The organism is Magnetofaba australis IT-1 (genome assembly GCF_002109495.1).
Lineage (GTDB): Bacteria > Pseudomonadota > Magnetococcia > Magnetococcales > Magnetococcaceae > Magnetofaba > Magnetofaba australis.
The window spans coordinates 297,980-320,891 of record NZ_LVJN01000015.1 but is presented as its reverse complement, the minus strand read 5'-3'; the positions used below and the strand labels follow the sequence as shown (position 1 = coordinate 320,891).

16 protein-coding genes, 1 tRNA gene and 1 pseudogene are annotated in these 22,912 nt (G+C 61.1%); 11 read left to right on the top strand and 7 right to left on the bottom strand.

The features are described 5' to 3' along the window. Nucleotides 1-42 precede the first annotated feature (42 nt). The 4 genes from MAIT1_RS03695 to MAIT1_RS03680 form a co-directional block, all read right to left on the bottom strand. Complete coding sequence (locus MAIT1_RS03695) at nucleotides 43-2,010, bottom strand: ABC transporter permease family protein (protein ID WP_085440861.1); 1,968 nt, start codon at nucleotides 2,008-2,010, stop codon at nucleotides 43-45. Continuing rightward, nucleotides 2,003-2,809, bottom strand: coding sequence for an ABC transporter ATP-binding protein (locus MAIT1_RS03690; RefSeq protein ID WP_085440859.1), 807 nt, complete (start codon nucleotides 2,807-2,809; stop codon nucleotides 2,003-2,005). Before MAIT1_RS03690 ends, MAIT1_RS03695 begins: the two co-directional genes overlap by 8 nt. A 265-nt stretch (nucleotides 2,810-3,074) precedes the next feature. Continuing rightward, nucleotides 3,075-5,732, bottom strand: a complete 2,658-nt coding sequence (locus MAIT1_RS03685) for a hypothetical protein (RefSeq protein ID WP_143814637.1) — start codon at nucleotides 5,730-5,732, stop codon at nucleotides 3,075-3,077. A 136-nt stretch (nucleotides 5,733-5,868) separates the two neighbouring features. Continuing rightward, the gene (locus tag MAIT1_RS03680; RefSeq protein WP_158089295.1) at nucleotides 5,869-6,837 is read right to left on the bottom strand and encodes an SUMF1/EgtB/PvdO family nonheme iron enzyme; all 969 of its coding nucleotides are present in this window, start codon (nucleotides 6,835-6,837) and stop codon (nucleotides 5,869-5,871) included. 269 nt (nucleotides 6,838-7,106) lie between these two features. Here MAIT1_RS03680 and yaaA point away from each other — a divergent pair, with 269 nt between their 5' ends. After that, on the top strand, nucleotides 7,107-7,880 hold the full coding sequence (gene yaaA / locus MAIT1_RS03675; protein WP_085440853.1) for a peroxide stress protein YaaA: 774 nt from the start codon (nucleotides 7,107-7,109) through the stop codon (nucleotides 7,878-7,880). Nucleotides 7,881-8,020: 140 nt separating this feature from the next. Then, nucleotides 8,021-8,097, top strand: a tRNA-Pro gene (locus tag MAIT1_RS03670). 73 nt (nucleotides 8,098-8,170) lie between these two features. Here MAIT1_RS03670 and MAIT1_RS22190 read toward each other — a convergent pair. Next, nucleotides 8,171-8,618: pseudogene (locus tag MAIT1_RS22190) on the bottom strand (transposase family protein); the annotation flags it as partial. A 382-nt stretch (nucleotides 8,619-9,000) separates the two neighbouring features. Here MAIT1_RS22190 and MAIT1_RS03655 point away from each other — a divergent pair. The 5 genes from MAIT1_RS03655 to MAIT1_RS03630 all read left to right on the top strand — a co-directional run bounded on the left by MAIT1_RS03655 (nucleotide 9,001) and on the right by MAIT1_RS03630 (nucleotide 14,882). Next, the gene (locus tag MAIT1_RS03655) at nucleotides 9,001-9,687 is read left to right on the top strand and encodes a hypothetical protein (protein WP_085440850.1); all 687 of its coding nucleotides are present in this window, start codon (nucleotides 9,001-9,003) and stop codon (nucleotides 9,685-9,687) included. Between the two features lie 431 nt (nucleotides 9,688-10,118). Continuing rightward, nucleotides 10,119-12,098, top strand: a complete 1,980-nt coding sequence (locus MAIT1_RS03650; RefSeq protein WP_085440848.1) for a multiheme c-type cytochrome — start codon at nucleotides 10,119-10,121, stop codon at nucleotides 12,096-12,098. 110 nt (nucleotides 12,099-12,208) lie between these two features. Continuing rightward, nucleotides 12,209-12,964 carry a c-type cytochrome gene (locus MAIT1_RS03645; protein WP_085440846.1) on the top strand — a complete coding sequence of 252 codons (756 nt, stop codon included), beginning with the start codon at nucleotides 12,209-12,211 and terminating at the stop codon, nucleotides 12,962-12,964. 87 nt (nucleotides 12,965-13,051) lie between these two features. Continuing rightward, nucleotides 13,052-14,035, top strand: a complete 984-nt coding sequence (locus tag MAIT1_RS03640; RefSeq protein WP_158089294.1) for an ankyrin repeat domain-containing protein — start codon at nucleotides 13,052-13,054, stop codon at nucleotides 14,033-14,035. A gap of 499 nt (nucleotides 14,036-14,534) precedes the next feature. Beyond that, entirely contained in the window at nucleotides 14,535-14,882 is a 348-nt protein-coding gene (locus tag MAIT1_RS03630) for a hypothetical protein (protein WP_085440842.1), read from the top strand. A 504-nt stretch (nucleotides 14,883-15,386) separates the two neighbouring features. Here the strand turns inward: MAIT1_RS03630 and MAIT1_RS03625 are convergent. Then, a complete protein-coding gene (locus MAIT1_RS03625; protein WP_085440841.1) occupies nucleotides 15,387-16,145 on the bottom strand; it encodes a c-type cytochrome in 759 nt (252 codons plus the stop codon). Between the two features lie 445 nt (nucleotides 16,146-16,590). Here MAIT1_RS03625 and MAIT1_RS03620 point away from each other — a divergent pair, with 445 nt between their 5' ends. The 4 genes from MAIT1_RS03620 (at nucleotide 16,591) to MAIT1_RS03605 (ending at nucleotide 22,263) form a co-directional block, all read left to right on the top strand. Further along, nucleotides 16,591-17,892, top strand: a complete 1,302-nt coding sequence (locus MAIT1_RS03620; protein ID WP_085440839.1) for an adenylate/guanylate cyclase domain-containing protein — start codon at nucleotides 16,591-16,593, stop codon at nucleotides 17,890-17,892. A gap of 46 nt (nucleotides 17,893-17,938) precedes the next feature. Continuing rightward, nucleotides 17,939-18,529: a gluconate 2-dehydrogenase subunit 3 family protein gene (locus MAIT1_RS03615; protein WP_085440837.1), complete on the top strand. Its 591-nt coding sequence runs from the start codon at nucleotides 17,939-17,941 to the stop codon at nucleotides 18,527-18,529. A 215-nt stretch (nucleotides 18,530-18,744) separates the two neighbouring features. Beyond that, complete coding sequence (locus MAIT1_RS03610; protein ID WP_198947783.1) at nucleotides 18,745-20,436, top strand: GMC family oxidoreductase; 1,692 nt, start codon at nucleotides 18,745-18,747, stop codon at nucleotides 20,434-20,436. Nucleotides 20,437-21,285: 849 nt separating this feature from the next. Further along, entirely contained in the window at nucleotides 21,286-22,263 is a 978-nt protein-coding gene (locus MAIT1_RS03605; protein ID WP_085440834.1) for an IS481 family transposase, read from the top strand. Nucleotides 22,264-22,277: 14 nt separating this feature from the next. Here MAIT1_RS03605 and MAIT1_RS03600 read toward each other — a convergent pair whose 3' ends face one another. After that, on the bottom strand, nucleotides 22,278-22,685 hold the full coding sequence (locus MAIT1_RS03600; protein ID WP_085440832.1) for a hypothetical protein: 408 nt from the start codon (nucleotides 22,683-22,685) through the stop codon (nucleotides 22,278-22,280). Between the last annotated feature and the right edge of the window lie 227 nt (nucleotides 22,686-22,912).

Genomic DNA, 22,912 nt, shown 5'->3' with positions numbered 1-22,912 from the left:
GGTCTGTGCTCTCTCGCCTGTATTGCGCCTACTCGCCCTTCATTAATAGCGCGTCGGCTTGAGCACGCCGCCCTCGCCGTGCAGCAGCTCCGACGGCGTCACGCCCCAGCGCACCGGCAGTTTCATCAGCATCAGCGCGCTCACCAGCAGAACCGCCAGATAACAGCCGCCCCACACCAGCGCCAACTCCAGCGCCGACAGCGGCAGCGGCTCCACCCCCACGCCGGGATTGAGCAGATCGCGATAGCGCTCCATCACCGCAATAAAGTCCGGCCCCAACCACGCGCGCATGGCCGTGAGCAGACCAAATGTCGCAATGGAGCCGCTGATCAGGGTGGCGATGGTCATCTGGAAATAGACCTTCATGTGGATCCCGCGCCAGGTCACGCCGCGGGTCAGCAGCATGCCGAAATCGTGGCGCCGGTGCCCCAACAAGGTTCCGATCTGGGCCGCCAACAGCATGATCATCAACAGCCCGAACGCCATGGCGAAAGCGGGAATGAAGATCTTCAGTTGGTCCGACAGCAGATTGAAGCGGTTGAGCGCATCCTGGTACTTGGGATGGATATTCAGCGCCAACTGCTGATCATCCAGCCGCAGCGCGGTCATGCGCTCGATCACTGCGCTCAGATTGCCCGGATCGGCCACATAGACATGCACCGAGGCGAACGCCGAGCCATAACCGGTGACGTCCCACGGGACCATGATGACGCGCTTGGCGTCCTCCTCATGCCAGCCGGAGCAGAGCGCGCCGCGCATGGGGTCGTCCTGGGCCAATTTGTGACACGGCAGCCACAGTTGGTTGCGATTGTCATGCTCCATGGCGTCCCACATGGCGGTGGGAATCGTGCGCGCCCCCTCCGGCGGCAGACGCGGCAGACGGCACTCGCGCTCGCTCACCACCGGCACCCCGGTCAGGCCGGTGCGCGCCACCGCTTCGTTGACGCACGCGGCATAGCGCTCCAGCTCGTCCAACGGATAGCTGTCGCCCTTGAGCATGGCCAGATCGCCGCGCCGGTTCTCGCCGCCATTCATGGGATCGAAACGTAAGTCCGGCAGGTGATAGGCCGCCATCAGCGCATGGTAAGTCGTCAGCGGGAACAGATAGGCCACATCCTCCATGGCCGGGATGTGATCCACCCAATGCACGGTAAACGGGAAAAAGTGATCCTCCCGGCCCACGGTCATGCGCAGCCACAGAGTGGTGAGCTTGCTCTCCAGCTCATCGGCGCTCACCGAATAGGGCAGGTCGCTCATCTGCGCTGGGCGCAGCACCCGGGAGAGTTCCTGACGATAGGCGTCGTAGTCGAACATCTGCGCGAACAGACGCTTGCTCAGGGTCACCTCCAGCGGCAACCCCTTCCATTGACGCGGCGGCGGCCCCTGGGGGCGCAGCGTGGCCGGTTTGGTCTGTTTGGGCTTGTCGCCGAGGCCCAGCATGGCGCCGATGTCCAGCTCTTCGAGCAGGGCGCTCAGTTCGCGCACGCCCCACTGCTGCGGCTGCGGATCCACCGCCAGTCGCCACAGAGGGTCTTTGTCATACACCGCCCAGCCGACGAATTTGGGCTGCTTGCTGCGCCAGCTTTTGGCCCCCGGCAGCACCACCCGCGGACGACTCACCTCCAGCCGCCGATAGGGGTGGGTGGAGACCCCGGGGATCTCGCCGCCAATAGCGTCCAGCTTGTCCAGCACCTGGCGGCCAATGCCGTCGTTGTTCTGCCAGTGGGCAGTGGCCCAGATGGGCGCGCCGTAGGGACGAATATTGCCCAGCAGGGCGTCGGTCATGCGGTTGAGGAAGCCGTTGTGGCTGCTCACCAGCAGCAGCGCCATGCTGATCACCAGAGTCAGCAGCAGGGTCAGATAGGAGAAGTCCTTGCCGCCGCCATCACAGGCGAAGCGACCGCAGTGGAACGCGCGCCAATAGTCCACCCAGCCCAGACGCATCCACAATGGGAGCAGGGTGAAGCGGCGTTTGGGGCGCGGCGGCGGGGTCATTCCGGCGTCATCCATCGAGCACCGTCCTGGCGTTGAGTTGCGCGCCGTCATTCTGTTGCAGATGACAGCGTCCGTGGGAGACCACCACCCGATGGGTGACGTTGGGATCCTGGGCGTCGGAGAGGTGGTGAGTGACCCAGATCACCATGCGTTCGCCTTCGGCCAACCACTGCTCCACCACCCCCATCACCTCGCGGCGGGTGGCGGCGTCCAGGTTGCCGGTGGGTTCGTCGGCGAACAGCACCACCGGGTCGTGGATCATCGCCTGCATCAGCGCCACCCGTTGCAACTGCCCGCCGGACAGCTCATTGGGAAAGCGCTTCATGAACGCCTTGAGGGTGTTGTCGCCGCCTGCGGTCTGGCCGCCCTGACCGTACATCAGGCTCTTATTGACCGCCTCCCACACCTTTTCGCGCATCTGCTCGCCACTGTGCTCGCCGCGAATGCGCAGGGGGTACATGAGGTTCTCCGCCACCGTCAGGTAGGGGCTCAGGGTGCTGCGCTGGTAGGCGAAACCGAAGTAGCGGCGGCGCAGATCGGTGAGATTCAAGGTGGAGTTGCGCCCGCTCAACCCTTTGCGGCTCCACTGGGCGCGGTGGCCGTCGGGAAAGGTCCAGCGCACTGAGCCTTCGCGCGGGCGCTTCATGAAGGTGAGCAGATACATCAGGGTGCTTTTGCCGCTGCCGCTGCGTCCCAGCACCGGCAGACGCCGGTTGACGGCGTTGGCGTCCAGCTCCAGGCCCCCCACCTCCAGATTGAAGGCGGAGCCCCAGCCGACGCTGGCCGGGCGTTCGATTTGAAATCCCCAACTCATCGGATGCGTTCCATCGCTGATGTCATGATCTTCTGCGGCTCGAACCAGATTGGCGGAGCTAAACAAGCGGGCGCTGAAAGATATTGAGGGCTGCGCCCTCAAACTCCCCTAAGATCAACAACCAAACCGTGGGGCGCCGCCCCACACCCCGCTGGGGTCGCGGACCCCAGGCCCCGGAAAATCGGGCCATAAATGTCCCGATTTTCCACCTTTTCACAACGTGCTGGCATGTTGCTTCGCGCCGGCACACTATTTCCAGCTTTTATTACGGCAAATACTCCTGCGGCACCCAGTAGCCTCGGCGTCCGCCGAAGGCGTGGCCAAAGCGATAATCCGGGGTCGGCCCCAGCGGAACCGCCTGCACCTCACCGGCGATGCGCTGCAACGCATGGCCGTTGGGGGTGGCGTCGGGGCAGCGACGACTGTTGTAGCCACTGGCCTGATACTGCGGCCGCACGGTATCGCGCTCGACGATCTCCAGCATCTCCTTGGACTTCACCGCCCACAATGCCAGACGCCGCAGTTCACACACCGGCGCGGCCTGAATCGGCTTGCCGTGGCGGTCGGTCATCACCTTGCCGTCGTCGCCCAGCACCATCAGCGAGCCGTCGTCGGCGCGGCTCACCTTTTTGGCTGAGAGCGCATTGACGTTGTAGGAGAGCAGCGGGCTGTGCCAGCGCACCGGCAGACCGCCGCGACGCTGGGCGTACTCCGCCGGGGTCTCGCCGGAGACGTCGATGGGCGGACGCCGGATCTCCTGCTGCAGGCCCAGAATCATGGCGCTGATCAGCGCCCGACGCAGTTGCGGCTCGGGCAGTTCGAAGTAGCCCTCAAAGCCCGACAGAATGCGAATCCACGACGCCAGCCCCGAGGAGGAGATCCACAGCTCCTCGACAATTTTGTCATTGGCCTCAATGTAGCCGGTCAAGGTGGTGTCGTAGACCCGCGACTGACACTGCTTGCCCAACTCGCCGCAGGCGCCCTTTTTGAGGATGTGCCAGTAGAGACCGGGGATATCCACCCGCTCGCGCTGCAGGCGTTCGATCACCGAAGTGAGCGCCGCGCCGCCGCGCACGTCGACGATGATCTCGTCGATGAGTTCGCTGGAGGAGAGTTTGGAGACCTGATCGGTGATGCGCCCCACCATGGCGCCTTCGCCCATGCGCAGGAAGTGCTGGCTCACCAGACTGCCCACCGGCAGACTGGCGGCGAGGATCGCCTTGGCCTGCTCCTCAAAGCGGTTGTAGGCGACATTGTAAGCGTTGGGATGCTTCACCCCTTCAGGCCGGCGCGGGGTCTGGATGAAGAAAGGAATGACCGAGTTGGCCTTCTCCCCCACCTGCTCGGCGCCGCGCATCAGCGCATTCAAACGCTCCACGTCGACGGGGGTTTTGTACTTGTCCAGCGCCACGAACTGGCCGTTTTCATCAAACCGGCGCAGACGCGGTTTGTAGCCGTTGTCGCCGATGACGAACAACAGCTTCAGGTGGTCCGAACAGGCCGACATGTCACGACTGAGCGCCTGCTCCAAGCCGCCGTAAATATTCTCTTCATAGTCGTCCTCGGCATCCTCTTCGGTCACCTTGACGCCCAGAATCGCCTCCTTGAAGCGGTCATACTCGGCCACTCGCTCGGCTTCGCCCAACTCACACTGGCTCGACAGCGGGAAGCCCTCGCCCACGCCGTCGCCCAACCCACCGGGCAGACCATCGGCGTAGGGATCGCGATAGACGCGGAAACCAAAGCGGAACTGGGTCTTCTGGAAGCCCTGCACCTGTTGCAACTCTTCGATGATCTGCTGAATCACGCCGCGCTGTCCGGGCGCGCCGCGCACCGCGTCGATCACCCCCTGCATACTGGCGGTGGCGTCGAGGACGAAGAAGATGTCCACGTTCTGCTTGGATTTCAGGCCGCCCAAGGTCGGCGCCGCCTGGGGAATCAGGCCGCCGGAGATGGCCACTTTGCCATCGCCCACCGCGCGCGCCACCAGACCGGGCCGCGCCATGGCCACCTGATAGAAGCGCCGCCCGCTGTCGCTGCCGGAGACCTCTTCCGGCGCAACGTGCTTGCCCTTGCCATCGACGATATCCAGCACCGGAATGCGCACCGGCGACTTGAACCAATTGACGCCGCCCTGAATCGGCGAGCAGGCGCTGGGAGTTTTGACCACCGCATCGCGCAGACTGCGGTACGAACAGATGGTCCCCACGCCGCCGTCGGGCGCCTTCAGATCCTCCCGCGGACGCAGACTGAAGGCGTTGTTCCAGATAAAGCCGTCATTCTTATCCGCCCAGCCCAGCAGGGCGTCGCCCTCCTCCAGCCGATAGCGATCCGCCAGCAGCACCGAGTCGCCCTGCTGGTCAAAGACGAAATACATGTGGAAGCGCGAAGCGCCCTCACGGCAGTGGCCGGGGCCGCCCACGCACTCACGGCGCTTGGGGTCGCGGAAGATGGCCACCGTGGGGTCGGCCTGTTTGGCGTCGCGGGCCTGGGTGTCGGTGCGGATGAAGAACTTCATCTCCAGCCCCGACTCGCCCTTCACCGGCAGGTTATAGCACAGCAGGTCGGCGCGATTGACCCAGCCGGTATGGGCCGGTTGACCTTGATAGGGGAAGGTTTTGAGCTTGAGGCGCTCTTCGTTCTCCGCCAACACCTCGCCCTGCTGGTTGAAGGCCAGTTGGACCTTGGCCTTGCCGCCGGATTCGGTGGCGTAGAGCGGCGCATCGTGGCGGGTGACGCGGGTGACGCCGGTCCACTTGAGGCTCTCTTTATGGTAGAAGGGCGTAAAATCAAACCCTTTGCAGCTGCCCGAGGGGCGTGCTTCAGCGTGGGCCGTACCGACGCCCGCCATCATCATCGCCGCAGCCATCGCGCCAATGACTCGCCATCCTCGACTCCAACCGCGCATCCGCTTATGCATCACCGTGCGTATCCTTAACGCCGCCCCGGCTTGGCCCGGGCGGTCCTTGTGAGGTGTGAGAGCCTGTTTATAGAACGCGCCCCGGCGTCACACAAGCTCTGTGCGCGCCCGAAGCGAAACCTCCAGCGCGTCTGATCCATTACGACCCGTCGTCCAACTCCCTGGCCAGACGGAATCCCGCCACCGAGAGCATGCCTGGCATACAGGCGCTCACGCCGACATTAGGCTCGGTCGTCCATTGATCGTGCCCCAACAGGAAAAAGCCATTCGCGCAGCCGGTGTCCGACCACTCGCGCACGCCGCGCAGCAAGCCGCCCAGCACCCCGCCATCATTGGCCTCGGCGGCGCTGGCCGGCTGGCCGCTGGCCAGATGTTGCGAGATCACCGCCGCCGCCCACTGGTTGCGGGTCGGCAGATGGTAGCGGCAACCGGTGCGCTCATTCAACCAATCGATAAACGCCCGCGCCCCTTCGCGCGAGATCGCTCGCGCCGCCGGCGAAGCTGAGCCGCCATAATAGCCCTCTTTAGAGAGGTTTTTGGGATCGGTCTTGTCCCAATGCAGGCCAATAATGGCTAACAATTGCTCTTTGCGCGGACCATCGGACATGTCGTTGATCGCTTTGACGAACCAACCAAACTGCTCAATGGTGACTTCGCTGCGCTGCAGCAGGAACGGCTGCTCCTGGGTCACCCGGGTCATTCCCAGCGGCTTCAAGTGCAGCATCAGCTCGCGCCCGTTCTCGTCGGTGGGCAGCAGATACTCCCCCGCCTCCACCCGCATCATCTCCGGGAAGCGCTGCTTGTCCCGCGCCAACGAACACCCCTCCACCCGGCTGGCGGCCACCTGCACGATGGCGGGCTTGTCGACGCCGCGCACGGCGAAATCCACCCGCAACGCCGTAATCAGAATCGCCCCAGCCAACACCACCGCGCCCAGCAGCCACGCCAGCGGACGCCACGCGATGGCGCGTTGCGGCTCCTCGGCGGATTTGCGCTTGGCCATGGGACGTCGGGCAAGGTCCGGCGAAGCGCGCCGCACCTGAGCGGAGCTCTTGAGCAGCGGGTGCGCGCCGCGTCGGACCGGTTTATTGAGCGACTTTTTTACCACAAGAGCCTCAAAACGAAGCCAGTTCTCACACGCGCGCCCGACGGGCGGCGTTGCGGGGGCGCGACCCCCGAATGACGGTTCAGCCTGATGGATGGGGCGGCGCGAAAAAACCTTGCGAGGCCGCCCCGCGCTGGACACTGTATGGAACACCATTCGCCCTGATCCGGTCAACCCCCGCCGCTGCGCGCCGGGGTTGCGCACAAGTGGCGACAGGCCGCTTTGCACAGGGCGATTTGACACCCCCATAAAATCGATTCGGGAGAGATTCCATGCTGGCAGTGATATCCCCCGCCAAGAAGCTCGACATGACCCCCGCCACCGGCGCGCCGACGCCGTCAGAGCCCGCTTTTTTGGACCATACGCAGGAGTTGATGAAAATTCTGCGCCCCATGCGCGTGGATCAAGTGGGCGCGCTGATGCACTTGAGCGACAATCTGGCGCAATTGAACTTCGACCGTTATCAAAGCTTCCCGGCGCAATTGAACGACGACAACGCCAAAGCGGCGGCGCTGGCGTTTCGCGGCGACACCTACGTAGGCCTCAACGCCGACACCCTCTCCGCCGATGACTTCGCCTTCGCCCAGGACCATCTGCGCATCCTCTCCGGGCTCTACGGCATTCTGCGCCCGCTGGACCGCATGGCCGCCTACCGCCTGGAGATGGGAACCAAACTGGCTAATCCGCGCGGCAAGGATCTCTACGCTTTCTGGGGCGACGTGCTGGTGGAGGCGCTCAATGCCGCCACCGAGGGCCACGCCGACCGCACTCTGGTGAATCTGGCCTCCACCGAGTATTTCAAAGCCGTGCGGCATAAGAAGCTGGCCGGACCACTGGTGACGCCCATCTTCAAAGAGATCAAGAATGGCCGCGCCTCAGTGGTGGGGGTTTTGGCCAAACGGGCGCGCGGGGCCATGGCGCGCTATATCATCGACAACCGTTTGGACTCCCCTGAGCCACTTAAGGAGTACGCTGAGGAGGGCTACGCCTTCCGCCCGGAACTCTCCAACGCCAGCGACTGGGTCTTCACCCGCGAGACGGCCTGACGCGCGGGTGAATCGACGTTCAAACGAATTTTTCCGCCCCGGGCGCATTCGATTGTTGACAGCCCGGGGGGAAATTCGCATAATTCCGCTTCTCGCCATCACCGCGTTACGGTTTTGCGGCAACATGGCGACCATCCAGTCGGGGCGTGGCGCAGTCTGGTAGCGCACTAGCATGGGGTGCTAGGGGTCGGAGGTTCGAATCCTCTCGCCCCGACCATTGGATTCAAAAAAGCGGTTGAGACCTTGTTGTCTCAACCGCTTTTTCTTTGCTCATCCGCCAGCGTGACCCAAACGTGACGCGCCATCTGGCGGGAGCCATAACACGGCGTCTCCAGAAACTGCTTGTCGATCAGCCGCGTCAGCTCCAGGTTCAGCAGGCTTTCGCCTTTGGCCTCATAGTAGAACGAGGACCGACTGATCCCCACCAATTCGCACGGCCTGACAATGCTCAATTTGGGGTGATCCGTCTGAACCATTAGCGTCCTCCGGGCGTGGCTCATCGACGGTCGGCCTTGCGCTAAAAATCATTCTCCACAGCCAGTTGGCCTATCTTGGCATGGAGTTCATGCACTTCCTGGCGGCGATCTTTGTCAGGCTCTCTGGCGGAGGGCACGGAAAAATCCCCGCCATCCCTTCCATGGCCGCCTTTTCCCATTTCGTGACCGGAGTTGGGTGAATGCCGTGTTTGGTCGCCAACTCCGATAAGGTCAATTCTCTACGGATGGCGTCCAGCGCCACACGCGCTTCGAATTCCTCCGAATGCTATTTGCGTTTCGCCATATCATTCTCCTGCTGCTCAATGGGCGAAACTCAACCTTAACCACCTGTCCGACAAATGGGCGCCACCTCTGCGCATCATGAGCCCCCGCCAGCAGGGCGTCGATGGAGATTTGCGTTGCGTTCATCATGTCGCTCTCATTGGGGCGCGCTCACCTTACGCTCTTAGCCGATTTGACCACCTCAAACGCCGCTTCGCCAGAACGTCAGGGCGCACCATATAAAATCATATTGATGTTTAAACTGTTTCAATATAATATCTGTTCGATTCTTATCGCCGCCAGGCTCACCCCACTGCGCGCGCGTCGCCGCCGACGCGCAATTCGAACAGAAAGGAAACACCATGGCTTTTAATGGCTCGGGCCTCTTCAACCGCCTCTATAGCTGGACCCAGGACGCCGCCAATAACGTCAAGATCAGCGCCTCGCGCATGGATGCCGAGATGGACGGCTTCGCCACCGGTCTAACCTCCTGCATCACCAAGAACGGCGAATCCACCACCACCAGCCGCATCCCCTTTGCCGAAGGCATCACTATCCCTTCCAACAAAGGGGTGCATGACGAAAACGGCGACGACATCTTAACGCAACCAAAATTCTGCGCCATCTGGAACGCAACGACGTCCGCCGTCACCGGCGACGGATCGTGGCACACGTTAGCTCCCGGCGTCACGCTCTACAACGACGGCGGCGGCTGGTCCGGCGGCGTCTACACCATCCCCCAGGACGGCGTCTACCGCTTTATCGGCTCACTCAACCTAACCGGCGTCAGCGCCGCCACTCACACCATTTGCCAAGTCGAAGCGGTGGTCAACGGCGCCACTTATTACTGGCTCTTCCGGCAGAATCTTGGCCAAATACTGCCGGGAGGGAGCGCCAGTTTGTGCATCGATTTCCAGCATGAATCCGATTTCACCCAAGGCGATACGGTGTCATTCCGGGTCATCGTAGGCGAAACTGGTAAATCCGTCTGTGTCGAAGGCGCAACCGCAGGCACGCGGAGCCGCCTGACCGCCACCCGACTCCCCTAATCCGCGCCCTACTTTTTCCGCCCCGCCACAACAAGGGCCTGCAGCTCCGGCCGCAGGCCCTTGCATATCAGCAAAGCGCCCCGACTTTGCTTCCCCGCGCCGCCCTCTGAACGCACAAACCATCTCCGACTCAGAGCACAAATCACGCATTTACAGCGCTTCCCAATGGATTGTCCCAATACATCCTGAAACCGCCATTCCCAACAAATGATCATCCCGACAAAATTTCACCCCAAAAATTCAATTATATTTTATAAAATAACTTGATTCGATAGATAGAGATTGGTACCCATCATTAGGTTGCGAAATCCATGCGGCTTTGCCATGGACTTCTGCAGCCTGAAACAGGAGCGCCAAGGCGTCGCCTTACGCTCCAACTCCCGTATCGCGCCTCCGGCCAAAACGTCAAGACTGTGAGAGCACAAAGACCCATGAACCGCTTTTTCAAGATTCTCAGATGGAGTTCCCTGGCCCTGGTCATGGGTCTATCCCTGTTCGCCACGCCCAGCGCCCAGGCCAACAACGCCGAAGAGATGGCGGCGGCCAAAGTTGAAATCCCCGAAGAGGTGCGCAAAGCCAACAAGAGCTGCTACAAGTGCCACGGCGACGAAGATGAGAAGACCTACGAGATGGATGATGGGTCGGAGAAATTCATCTTCGTCGAGCCTGAGCCGTTCGACCATAGCGTGCATGGCAAGCAAGAGTGTAAAGGCTGCCACGCCAATGTGGAGCTCGAGCGCGGCGAGCATGAAGAGAATCTCCCCATCACCGTGGGCTGCGTCGACTGCCACATGAAAAATTGGGAGGAGGCGAAGAAAAACGGCTCCGCAAATAAAGAGCGCTTGGCGGTGGTGGTTACTCAGATCGAAAGCTACATGCATTCGGTCCACGCCCAACCCAAACGCGGCGACCAGAGCAAGACCAACGCGGCGTGTAAGGATTGCCACAACGCCCACAACGTCGGCGCGCTGGGCAGCGAAGTCAAAGCCGAGCGCCGCGTGCAGATGGCCGATATCTGCGGCGCCTGCCATGAGAAGCAGAAAGAGCAGTACAAAACCTCCATTCACGGCGTGGAGCTGCTGGAAAAAGGCAACAACAAGTCCGCCGTCTGCGCCGACTGCCACACCACCCACAATATCGCCTCGCCCGATGATGATCAGGTCAAACTGACCATCACCAAGAGCTGCGGCAACTGCCATGAAAAGTCGTATGAGACCTACATGCACTCCTATCACGGTCAGGTGAACCGTCTCGGTTACGCCCACACCGCCAAGTGCTACGACTGCCACGGCAGCCACGACCTCAAAGCGGTCAAGGATCCCACCTCCAAGGTGCACATCAACAACCGCCTGAAGACCTGTAACGAGTGCCACAAGGACGCCCCCGAAGGGTTCCTGGGCTTCCACGCCCATGGCGACCCCAACGACTTTGAGAAGTACCCGGGCATCTACATCACCGCCAAGTTCATGACCGCCCTGATCATCGGCGTGTTCCTGTTCTTCTGGACCCACGTGCTGCTGTGGTTCTATCGCGAATACCAGGACCGCAAGCAGGGCAAGGGCTACTTTGTCGACCACGCCAACCCCGCCAACGAAACGATTTACGTGCGTCGCTTCACCGCTTGGTGGCGCACCATCCACCTGCTGTTCGCCGTGAGCACCATGACCCTGGTGATGACCGGCTCCACCCTGCTGTTCTCACACACCCCGTGGGCGCCGATTGTGATGGATATGCTGGGCGGCCCCAAAGTGGAAGCGATCATCCACCGCACTGCGGCGGTGACCTGGCTGACGGTGTTCTTCCTGCACTTCCTCACCGCGGTGTATAACATCACCAAAGCGGGCAAGAAGTTCCGTTGGTTCGGCCCCACCTCCATGATCCCCAACTGGCAGGATCTCAAGGACGTGATCGCCATGTTCAAGTGGTTCTTCGGCTTCGCCGAGCGGCCCACCTTCGACCGCTGGGCCTACTGGCAGAAGTTCGACTACTGGGCGCCGTTCTGGGGCGCCGCCGTGATCGGTCTGTCGGGCGTGATGCTGTTCGCTCCCACCGTGACGGCCAAGTTCCTGCCGGGCTTCATGTTCAACATCGCCACCATCGTGCACGCCGAAGAGGCGCTGCTGGCGACCATGTTCCTGTTCACGGTGCACTTCTTCAACGCGCACTTCCGCCCGGACCGCTTCCCCATGAGCACCACCATCTTCACCGGCGCGATCCCCTTGGAGGAGTTCAAGCACGAGCATGCGCGCGAGTACGAGCGCCTCAAAGCCTCCGGCGAATTGGAGAAGCACTTGGTCTCCAAACCGTCCAAACTGGTGGCGCGCGGCTCCAAGCTGCTGGCGACGATCCTCATTCTCGCCGGCCTGACCCTGCTGACCCTGGTGACCTGGGGCTACGTCAGCAGTTGGTAATGGATTGGCTATGGCGTAGCCCCTTCGGGGGCGGCGCCAACGCTGCACTCTCACATTGAGAATGACACCGCGCTCCGCTTCGGCTGGGCGCTCAACCATGAGCATCCATCATGCGTGAACTGTCTAAAAAGAGCCGCCTGACCCTGACCCTGGCCCTTGGCCTGTTCGCCTCCGGCGCGCTCGCCAGCCCGGCAAAAGCTGACGACGCCAAGATCGGCGCCGCGGTGGAATCCGCCATGCAGGCCACCCCCGATCTGGAGCGCGGCAAGGCGTTGTACTACAACTGCGCCATCTGCCATACCCCGGAGGGGTGGGCCATGCCCAGCGGGGCGTATCCCCAGATCGCCGGTCAGCACAAAAGCGTGCTGATGAAGCAGTTGGCGGACATCGCCCTGGGCAACCGCGACAACCCCACCATGGTTCCCTTCGCCACGCCGCTGTTCGAAGAGGGGCCGCAGGCGCTGGCGGATGTGGCCGCCTATATCGAAAAACTGCCCATGGCGCCGTTCAACGGCATCGGCTCAGGCATGTACCTGCCCCAGGGCGAAAAGCTCTACAAGGACAACTGCGCCAAGTGCCATGGGGCCAACGCCGAAGGCCACGCCAAGGAGTTCCAGCCGCGCTTGCAGGGCCAGCACTTCCTCTATCTGCTGCGCCAACTGCAGTGGATTCAGAGCGGCAAGCGCCGCAACGCCGACAAGAAGATGGTGGAGCAGATCCGCGGCATGACCCCCACCGATCTGGAGGCCCTGGCCGACTACATCTCGCGTCTGCGTCCGGATAAAGAGCATCTGGCCAAGGATATGAACTGGCGCAACCCGGACTTCCAGCCCAGCTTCACCACCGGCGGACGCCCTGGTCAGTAAATGAACCGATTCGAGCCCCTGCGGCTCCCGAGCGCGCGGTCCAAGTCCCGCGCACACGAGTCAACACTGAAGAACCGAGAGTCTCCTATGACGAGTCATGGCCATATCCTCACGGGCGCCCCAGCCAAATCCCCGCGCAAGCGCATCGCGGCTCTGACGGCGATCTGCTTGATGACCGCGTCGCTGGCCTGGGCGAGCGACTCCCTGACCCAACAGTTGCACGACGTCGCCGCCAGCGGCACCGCCGAACAGGTGTCGGCGCTGATCAGCAAAGGCGCCAACATCGACGCCCCGGGCAAATACGGCAAGCGCCCCATTATGTTCGCCGCGGAGGCGGGCAACACCAATGTGGCGGCGATGTTGATCTCCCACGGCGCGCAGGTCAATTCGCGCACCCGCACCGGCGACACCCCGCTGACTCTGGCGGCGGAAAACGGCCATGCGGCCATCACCGCGCTGCTCATTGAGATGGGCGCCAACATCCACGATCGCACCCGCGCCGGGTACGATTCACTGATGATCGCCGCCAAGCGCGGCGATGCGCAGATCGTCGCCCAGTTACTGCAGTTCGGCGCCGACGTGCGCTCGTCGGACCGCAAGGGCAACACCGCCCTGATGCACGCCATCATGGCCGGGCGCGAGGAGGTGGTGAAGACCATCTTCCACTACAGCGGCCACGCCGCAGGCTATGTGCCCAATAACGCCGGACAGACGCCGTTGATGGTGGCGATCACCAAAAAGCAGAGCGGCTCCATCGCCCTGTTGCTGGAGAAGCCGCGCAACATCAACTTCCAGGACAACTTCGGCGCCAGCGCGCTGCACTATGCGGTGGACGCAGGCGATCGTGACATCGTGCAATCCCTGCTGGAGCGCGGCGCCGACGCCAATGTGCGCAACGAAGAGGGAACCACGCCGCTGATGAAAGCGGTGATGGGCGGCAACAAGCAGATCGTCGCTGCATTAGTGGCCAGCGGCGCCGATGCAGGCATCAAGAACGAAGCGGGCAAAACCGCGCTGCAGATGGCCCAGGAGAAGGGCGACGCGGCGATTACCGCCTTGCTGCAACAGTAAAAAGCTCCCGATTTCCGCGCGCCCGGCGACGCCATTCCCATGGGCTCCCGGGCGCGCGCGTCCCTGTTCACGCCCCCCTTTTTCCTCCCTGGACTGAACTGACGCCGCAACGTTTTGTCCGAGTGTGTGACCTAGAGTCGCTTGAATCCAGAATGACACACATCCAAAGCGCTCAATGTTTGCGTGACGTTGATTCCGCTTGCGCTGACTCTGGGACAAATTTCCAACGGAAATTTGTCGGGATTCTTAAGGGTCTGTGACCCTTAAGCAGGTGTGGGCGGAGCCCACTGTGTGGTTGTTGATCTTGGGGAGCTCGAGGGCGTAGCCCTCGATATCTTCCAGCGCCCATATGTTCAGTTTTGAATGCAATCGCCAACGACAAATGAGAGAATCATCGCCAGCCGTTGGCGATTGCAATTCAATCTCCATGCGGTTATGTTCCGGCAATCGGCGCGCCCAATTGGCGGACGCTCCTCATAACAGTGAAGGATTTCCCATTATGCGCATCAAAGGTTTTGTGATTTCTGCTCTGGCTGCGGCGGGCTTGATGGCGTTTGGCGCCATGGGTTCGGCTGGCGCGGCGGAGAATCCGTTCGCCATTGAGCAGGCGGACGCCCAACAACATCAAATGATCTCTGGCGGCTGTGGGTCGGCCAAATGTGGTGGTGAGAAACCCAAAGAGAGCAAATGCGGCGGCGAAAAGCCCAAAGAGAGCAAGTGCGGCGGCGAAAAGCCGAAGTCCAGCGCCTGCGGCGCAGCCAAATGCGGCGGCGAAAAGCCCAAAGAGAGCAAGTGCGGCGGCGAAAAGCCGAAGCCCAGCGCCTGCGGCGCGGCCAAATGCGGATAACCATCCATCAGACAATTTGCCGATAATCAGTCGGATGAAAAAGCCAGGCGTTTGCGCCTGGCTTTTCTTTATATAGCAAGTCAAACCGAGAATCGGACATGCTCGGGTTTTGGATAAGGAAAGATATCGAGGGCTATGCCCTCGAGCTCCCAACGACCAAACCGTGATTCGAGCCATCCATGGCCCTCACTCTTCGGGCTCGCTAGGCGAGTCCGATTTGGCAATCCTGCCAAATCGTGGGGCGCCGCCCCACACCCCGCTGGGGGCGCGGCCCCCAGACCCCGCCGCCGACCAGTCGGCGGCCAATAGTCAGCGCAAGCTCAATCTACGTCACGCAAACATTGGCTGTTCTGTGCAGTTTTGGTTTTGACTCGCTATACGTCCGTGCGCGCAATATCCTACGCTGGCGCCAAGCGCCGTACGCCCCACGAGAACGCACGAAAAAGCCGCCCTTCTGCAACAGAGAGGCGGCTTTTTTGCGAAACCAAGCGATGGCGACAGAGCTTATTTCTTCTGCGGCAGAGTTTGCAAATGCGCCAGGATATCCAAGCTGATCTGCATATCCAGCGCCAACAGCGCAGGCATCTCCGCCCCAGGCTGACCAAATTGAATCTTGTGCAGCGTCTCCCACGGATTGCTGTTGGCGACCTTGCCCATGATCGGCATGCCTTTGGCGATGCCCACCTTGCCATGACACTGGGCGCACAGCGTGGCGTAGTAGAGTCCGCCCTGGGTCGCATCGGCCTGTTTCGGCGCCTTGGCCGCGCCATCGATCAACGCATCCATATCCAGTTGCCCCTGGGTCAGGAACATCCCCAGATCATGCAGGTCGGACGCGCTCAAATGCGCGCCATAACCATGGGTGGCGTCGCTCACCACGGCGGCGACTTGGGCGGGCTGTTTGCCCAGCATGCCGCGCACGCCCACAATGCCGGAGTGGTGCTTGCCAGCGGCGTAGGCGCCATCCTTGCCCTTGCCGTCCCAGCCATGACACTCCTTGCAGCGCCAGTTGGACTTGGGCTCATTGGCGTACTTGGCCGACGCCGGGTAGGCCGGGTGCGACGCTTGCGGCGGCTTCTGGTCCAGGACTTTATACCATTTATCGTACAATCTCGCGCCACGCGCGATGGAGGCCAGGCTTTCCGCGTCCGCGTTCACGCCAACGGGGCTCCCCGCCTGTGCTTGGGGCGTATGCGCCGCCCAGACTGCGCCAAAGGTCACAAATACGGTCATCATCAGCCGGGCAATGCGCACGCGCTTCATAGGATGCTCCAAATACACGAATCGTTAATGGGAATTGACAACCACATCAAAAACACAGACCTTTAAACATAGCATCTGTTGCGGCGAAACTGAATGCTTCATGATGACCAAGAGCAGAACAAAAAGCGTTTATCAATCACTGCTGTTGGCAAACCGTTTCAGCCCGCCCTGAGAGAAAGGAAAAGAGCGGGAACGGAAATTCTATGCTCAGGAGTTAAACTTGAATGCGGTGCGATTCAGCAACCCTGCGCGCGACCGCAGCGGACGTTTTTTGTCCGCAGCTGCAGTCCACAGCGGGCGACCAGCCCGTTGAATGTTAAGTGAAGTCGATGACTCCCTGTATTGATGGAAACATTTTGCTGTCAACAAACCACTCAGGGAGAGGCCTTACAGCCAATTTGGTATTGCATAACTTCTCTTAATTGATTCAGAAAACGAGTCCGAAATGAAAAAAAACCTCTCGCAGCCCGATATCGACTTTGGGGCGCTCAAAGAGCCCTACCCGATTCTCACGCGCTACTATCGCCGCATCGTGCCCCTGCTGCTGATTTTCATCGGCGTGCTGGTGATCACCACCGGTCTGGCGACGCAGCATGCGCAGGAGGATATCTACCTCAACATGGCGACCATCCGCGCCAAGGGTATCGCCGAGGGGGTCAAACGCATCACCCCAGCGCCCTGGAATCGCCTGATGTCGGGCAAGCATCTGAGTGACGCGGAACTGCAAGCCCTGGAAAAGGCGTTCAAGGATGAGTGCGACGAGTTCCGCGTCGACAAATTGAAGGTCTACGGACTCGACCACCAAACCGTTTTCGCCACCGACCCGGCTCTGATCGGCAAAGTGGAGAGCGGCCCGGTTCTTGAGAAGATTCTGCAGACCGGTCAGGCGCACATCAAACTGGAGAACGAGCCGCAGGGGGAATCCTACTACGAACTCTATGTGCCGCTGGAGAGCGACGGCAAGATCATCGCCGTGTTTGAGTTGTATGAACCCGCCTCAATGTTCAACGCCATCCTGTGGCAGGCGATTCAACCTATCATCATCTATCCCTCCCTGCTGCTTTTGGTGATGATCTTCTCCCAAGGGATCATCATGCGCAGCGCGCAGGAGGACATCGACCAGAGAACCCGCGCCATCAACACCCTGCAGGAGCGTCTGGAGAGTTTCGTCTCCAAGAGCGCGGTGGACGCCGCCCGCCATCACGACGGCGGCGGCGGCATCCCCTCGGTACAGGTGACCTGCGCTCTGCTCTATTCGGACATCCGTAGCTTCACCAGCTACTCGGAGCAACACACGCCCGCAGAGGTGGTGGACTTCCTCAATGAGATCATGACCATGCAGGTGGACGCCATCCACGCCAACGGCGGCGACGTAGATAAGATGATCGGCGATGCGGTGCTGGCGCGCTTCCAAGGCCCGGGCAAGGAGCGCGACGCGGTGCTGGCGGCCATGGAGATTCAAAAACGCATGGCGGGCGCGCAGTTCCCGCGCGGCATTGGGATTGGCGTCTACTCCGGCAATGTCATCTCCGGCGGCATCGGCACAGAGAATCGGCAGGACTTCACCATCATCGGCGATGCGGTCAACGTCTCGGCGCGGCTCTGCTCGTTGGCGGAGTCCGGCGAGATCGTGGTGGATGACGCCACCCTGACCACCGCAGGGGTGGCGGGATTCGCCGGGCAGGAGGAGGTGTCGGTCAAAGGGCGCAGCGGCAAACTGCTGGTGTGGCGCCGCGCGGTTGCGTAATCTGGCAACGTCCGTCCCTCTGCCGCCGCACCGCTGAAGAGACGCCATGAGCCCCAATCGCCGCACCCTCGCCACCGCCTCGCCGCAACAGAGTCTGCGCCTGTGGCGCGACCATCTGCTGACGCGACGCCGCCTGCTGCTCGGCGCGGCGGGCGGTTCCATGGCGGCGCTGTTCGGCTTGCCGCTGGCCCGCGCGGCCGACCCTGCCGACCCCTGGCCCATTCTCGACGCCGTGCAGCGCCACCTTCTCCCCAGCGAAGCCCACGCCCCTGGCGCGGTGGAGATCCATGCCCTGAGCTACCTTCAGCGCGTGGTTCAAGATCGCTTTGTCGACGCCGAGACGCGGCGATTCATCACCCAAGGGACCGTCTGGCTGGCGGATATGAGCCAACAGATCGTGGGCCGCCCATTTGTGGAACTCAATGAGGCCGAGCGGGAAATCGTGTTGCGCCGCATCGCCCGCAGCGCCGCCGGGGAGAACTGGCTGGCCACCCTGCTCACCTACCTCATGGAGGCGCTGCTGTGCGATCCGATCTATGGCGGCAATCCCGGCGGAGTCGGCTGGCGCTGGCTGCAGCACACCCCGGGCTTTCCCCATCCGCCTGCGGATAAGCGCTATGAGAATCTCCCCTTGTAGGGAATGAAAATTGATTTGAACGCATTTAAGATATCGAGGGCTTCGCCCTCGAGCTCCCAAAGATCGACAACCAAACCGTGGGGCGCCGCCCCACACCCCGCTTAAGGGTCACGGACCCTTAAGAATCCCCGAAAAACCGCCTTTGGCGATTTTTCGCCTTGGCGGCTCTTTGCCCCTCCCAACTTCCTCATTTGGCCGAACGTATGGCGAACCATTTGGAAACCTCGGTTTGTATCATCGGCAGCGGCGCGGGCGGCGCCCCCGTGGCGTGGCAATTGGCCCGCTTGGGCATCGCCGTCACCGTGCTGGAAAAAGGCCCCTGGCTGCGCGAAACCGACTTCTACAAAGACGAGCTGGCCTGCTGCCTGCGCAGCGTCTACACCCCCAGTCTCCATGACGAGCAACACATCATCGAAGAGCGCGCAAACGGCCAGTGGTCCGCGACGCCCACCAGTGAGTCTGGCTGGGACTTCTGGAACGGCAATATGGTGGGCGGCTCCAGCAATCTGATGAGCGGCTTCTTCCATCGACTGCGCCCCAACGACTTCCGCCAACTCTCGGTCTATGGCCCCATCGCCGGGGCCAATCGGGTCGATTGGCCCATCTCCTATGACGACCTGGAGCCCTACTACGCCCTGGCCGAACAGGTGGTGGGGATCAGCGGCCGCGCCGACCCCAAGGAGCCCCACCCGGCGCCGCGCTCCACTCCGGAGTTCCCCCATCCGCCGGTGGCCGAACACCCGATTGTTCCGTGGATCGATAAAGCGTGCGCCGAATTGAAAGTCCATGCGCTGCAAGTGCCCCGCGCGATCCTGTCGGAGCCTGTCGGCCCGCGTAACAGTTGCGAATACTCTGGCTACTGCGGCAGTTACGGCTGCTCCAGCGGGGCCAAGGGCAGCGCCCGCACGGCTTTCATCGATCCCGCCATAGCCACCGGGCATTGCCGGGTGATTCCCCACGCCAAGGTGCATCGCTTGGTCACTGACGAGAGAGGCCGCATCACGGCGGCGTTGTGGTTTGATCAGGATGGCCAGGAGCATCGGATTCACGCTGACCTGTTCGTCGCAGCGTGTCAGGCGGTGGAGACGTCGCGCTTGCTGCTCGCCTCCACGGGGCCAAAATTCCCCCAGGGCTTGGCCAACAACAGCGGTCAGGTGGGGCGTAATCTGATCTTCTCGGCGGGGGGCTCGGGCAGTGGCGACTTTCCCTTCGCCGGGCGCAGCGCCGAGGAGGTTGAGGCGCTGCAGACCATGGGGCCATTCATCAACCGCGCCCTGGATGATTGGTATGAGATCCGCGACCCGGCCTTTGCCGACGGCGCGCGCCACAAGGGGGGCATTGTGGAGCTGCTGCTGGCCCACCCCAACCCCATTCGCAAGGCCAACAGTCTGAAATGGGACGGCGAGGATGGGTTGCTGTGGGGGCTGCCGCTCAAGCGCAAGTTGGAGAGCTGGTTCCGCACCGACCGCACGTTGGATTTTGAGGTGTTTTGCGACTGGCTGCCGACGGATGATTGCCGCGTCACATTAGATGGCGGGGTGACCGATCGTTGGGACTCGCCAGTGGCGCGGGTGCGGTTGAACGCCCACCCGCATGATCTGGAAGTGGGACGTTTCTTGGCCATGCGCGGGGCGGAGGTTCTCAAGCAGATGGGCGCGACGCGCATCTCCTCCAACATCAGCGGGGCGCCGCCGGTGAATCTGATGGCGGGGGGATGCCGGTTTGGAGATGATCCGGGAGCGTCGGTGCTGGACGCGGAGTGTCGGGCGCATGAGGTGGAGAATCTGTATGTGACCGATGGGAGTTTCATGCCGACGGGGGGCAGCGTGCCGTATACGTGGACTATTTACGCCAATGCGCTGCGGGTGGGCGAGATTATCGGCAAACGGCTGGACCAGCCCGGGTAAGAGGCAAAAGTGTGTGCGGCAAAGAGGCCGAGCGAGAGGTGTGTAAGGTGGCCGCCGACTGGTCGGCGGCGGGGTCTGGGGGCCGCTGCCCCCAGCGGGGTTTGGGGCGGAGCCCCAAGGTGTGGCAGTGGCCGTTGCCGTTTCCCCACTGAACAGAGGCGGCGCCAGCACAGAGTGGGGAGTAAGCTGGGAGGGGTGAGCCAGCAAGGAGGCCGTCGGGGAAACGGCAGGTGAGCAGGCCCCGCAGGGGCCGTCGTCCGCAGGACGGCGAGCTGCTCTAAAACTCGAAGCAAGAGAAAGTTGACATGTGTGTGCGGGAAAGAGGCCGAGCCAGCGGTATGTAATGGGCCGCCGACTGGTCGGCGGCGGGGTCTGGGGGCCGCTGCCCCCAGCGGGTGTGGGCGGCGCCCACGGTGTGGCCTTGGCTGTAGCAATTGCCGTTTCCCCGTGTAAAGAGAGTACGGACCAGTAGAAGTTGGGAGAGGAACGCGAAACGGAGAGCCCGCAAGGAGGCCGTCGGGGAAACGGCAGGTGAGCAGGCCCGCAGGGCCGTCGTCCGCAGGACGGCGAACTGCAGTAAAACTCGAAGCAAGAGAAAGTTGACATGTATGTGTGGGGGAAGAGGTCGCAGGTATTCTATCAGCTAACAGCAAAGCATCTCAGTTGTGCGCATATTCCCATAATCCATTTGAACCCCTTCTGCTTATGCGATTGGCGCGGACCCACGAGAGCCTCTCTTTGTAAGTGTAAAATCCCGGATGATTCCATAAACGTGTTGAGCTATCCTCTATTCCAGGCCAGAGCCTATTTGGTCCAACTGGCCAGAGGAAGCGCAACAGGAGGAATCTGATGGAAATCCGTCTGCACGCCAACGCCACCACGACGCCGAAGATCCGCAAACAGATTCAGGAGTCTACCCTGCCCAATAGCCATCTGGCGGCACAGTTTGGCGTTACTGTGGACACCATTCGACGCTGGAAGGGACGTAACGATACCCAAGACCATTCCCATACGCCACATCATCTGCCCACGACGTTGACGCCTGAGCAGGAAATTGTGGCGGTGGAGTTGCGCCGGACGTTCCTTTTGCCCCTGGACGACCTACTGATTGTGATGCGCGAGTTCGTCAATTCCGATGTCAGCCGCTCCGGTCTGGACCGCTGTCTACGTCGCCACAAGGTCTCCCGTCTACGCGATCTGATCCCTCAACCGGAAGGCGAAAAGAAGCCGGTCAAAACCTTCAAGGACTACGAGCCTGGCTATATTCACGTCGACTACAAATACCTGCCTCAAATGCCTGATGAATCCTCACGGCGCTATCTGTTCGTGGCCATCGACCGCGCCAGCCGCTGGGTCTATCTGGAGTTGTGCCCGGACAAGTCCGCCAAGACCGCGACTGGATTCCTCAAACGCCTGACGGCCAAAGTTCCTTTTAAGATCGTCAAGTTGCTGTCCGACAACGACAAATGCTTCACGGATCGCTTCAGCGCCGAGGGCGAGCGCCAGCCTACTGGCAAGCATCTGTTTGATGTGGAATGCGCGCGCCATGGTATCGAACACCGGCTCATCAAACCGCGTACGCCTCAGACCAACGGCATGGTCGAACGTTTCAATGGCCGCATTGCCGATATCCTGACCACCACACGCTTTGATTCACGCCAAGATCTGGCTGCAACACTGACTCGATATGCGTGGCTCTACAATCAGCAGATCCCGCAAAAAGCCTTGAATCACAAAACGCCAGTCGCCACTCTGAAAGCTTGGCAATTAACTCATCCGCACTTATTCCATAAACAGGTCAGGAATCATCCGGGACCCAACATGTAAGACAATAGATTATATCATTGTTTCTCTTTTATTTTATCTAGCATGATTTTCATGAATTGCTTGTAGATTTTCAAACCCTCTTCTTCCGATCCTTTCACCATTTCTTCAACGGATAGCCCTTGCATGATCCCCTTGGTCGCCTCCATCTGCAATTTCTTGTTATGGCTCGCGCATGCTTCTTTGGCCCCGTTTTGTACAGCCTCCTTCATCTCAGCAAGTTTCTTTTGTGCTTCTATTTTGTCTTTATACGCTACTTTAACAGCAAGAATTCTTGGAATCTCATATTGGGCGCGGCATATGGCCAATGCTCTGCGCGCCTCCCTCACCTTTTCCAATTGCTCCCTTTGCGCAGAGGCTGCCTCAGCTTCGGAAAAACTGGCGATATTCAGAACAACAGCTCCGCAAATGAGCGCCCTCTTCATGCAATTCTCCTATGACAATCAACACATTCATTTGCCTAAGCAGAGACAATTCAATCGAGTCTCGGCTCTCTTTCTGATTATCACGCGCCAAACGAATGAAACCCAGCCGCTTGACATGCGAATAGTCAGCACAGGGGGCATTCTAACATAAGTCATTTTCTGTGTCTGGACAAAATGCCCTGGAAATTCCAGGGGTCTGCTCTGAATTGATTTGGTGCGTCCTGGGA

Coding starts and splice junctions, on each gene's coding strand:
- MAIT1_RS03695 (WP_085440861.1), bottom strand. CDS start 2,010: ATGGATGACGCCGGAATGACCCCGCCGCCGCGCCCCAAACGCCGCTTC.
- MAIT1_RS03690 (WP_085440859.1), bottom strand. CDS start 2,809: ATGAGTTGGGGATTTCAAATCGAACGCCCGGCCAGCGTCGGCTGGGGC.
- yaaA (WP_085440853.1), top strand. CDS start 7,107: ATGCTGGCAGTGATATCCCCCGCCAAGAAGCTCGACATGACCCCCGCC.
- MAIT1_RS03655 (WP_085440850.1), top strand. CDS start 9,001: ATGGCTTTTAATGGCTCGGGCCTCTTCAACCGCCTCTATAGCTGGACC.
- MAIT1_RS03650 (WP_085440848.1), top strand. CDS start 10,119: ATGAACCGCTTTTTCAAGATTCTCAGATGGAGTTCCCTGGCCCTGGTC.
- MAIT1_RS03645 (WP_085440846.1), top strand. CDS start 12,209: ATGCGTGAACTGTCTAAAAAGAGCCGCCTGACCCTGACCCTGGCCCTT.
- MAIT1_RS03640 (WP_158089294.1), top strand. CDS start 13,052: ATGACGAGTCATGGCCATATCCTCACGGGCGCCCCAGCCAAATCCCCG.
- MAIT1_RS03630 (WP_085440842.1), top strand. CDS start 14,535: ATGCGCATCAAAGGTTTTGTGATTTCTGCTCTGGCTGCGGCGGGCTTG.
- MAIT1_RS03625 (WP_085440841.1), bottom strand. CDS start 16,145: ATGAAGCGCGTGCGCATTGCCCGGCTGATGATGACCGTATTTGTGACC.
- MAIT1_RS03620 (WP_085440839.1), top strand. CDS start 16,591: ATGAAAAAAAACCTCTCGCAGCCCGATATCGACTTTGGGGCGCTCAAA.
- MAIT1_RS03615 (WP_085440837.1), top strand. CDS start 17,939: ATGAGCCCCAATCGCCGCACCCTCGCCACCGCCTCGCCGCAACAGAGT.
- MAIT1_RS03605 (WP_085440834.1), top strand. CDS start 21,286: ATGGAAATCCGTCTGCACGCCAACGCCACCACGACGCCGAAGATCCGC.
- MAIT1_RS03600 (WP_085440832.1), bottom strand. CDS start 22,685: ATGAAGAGGGCGCTCATTTGCGGAGCTGTTGTTCTGAATATCGCCAGT.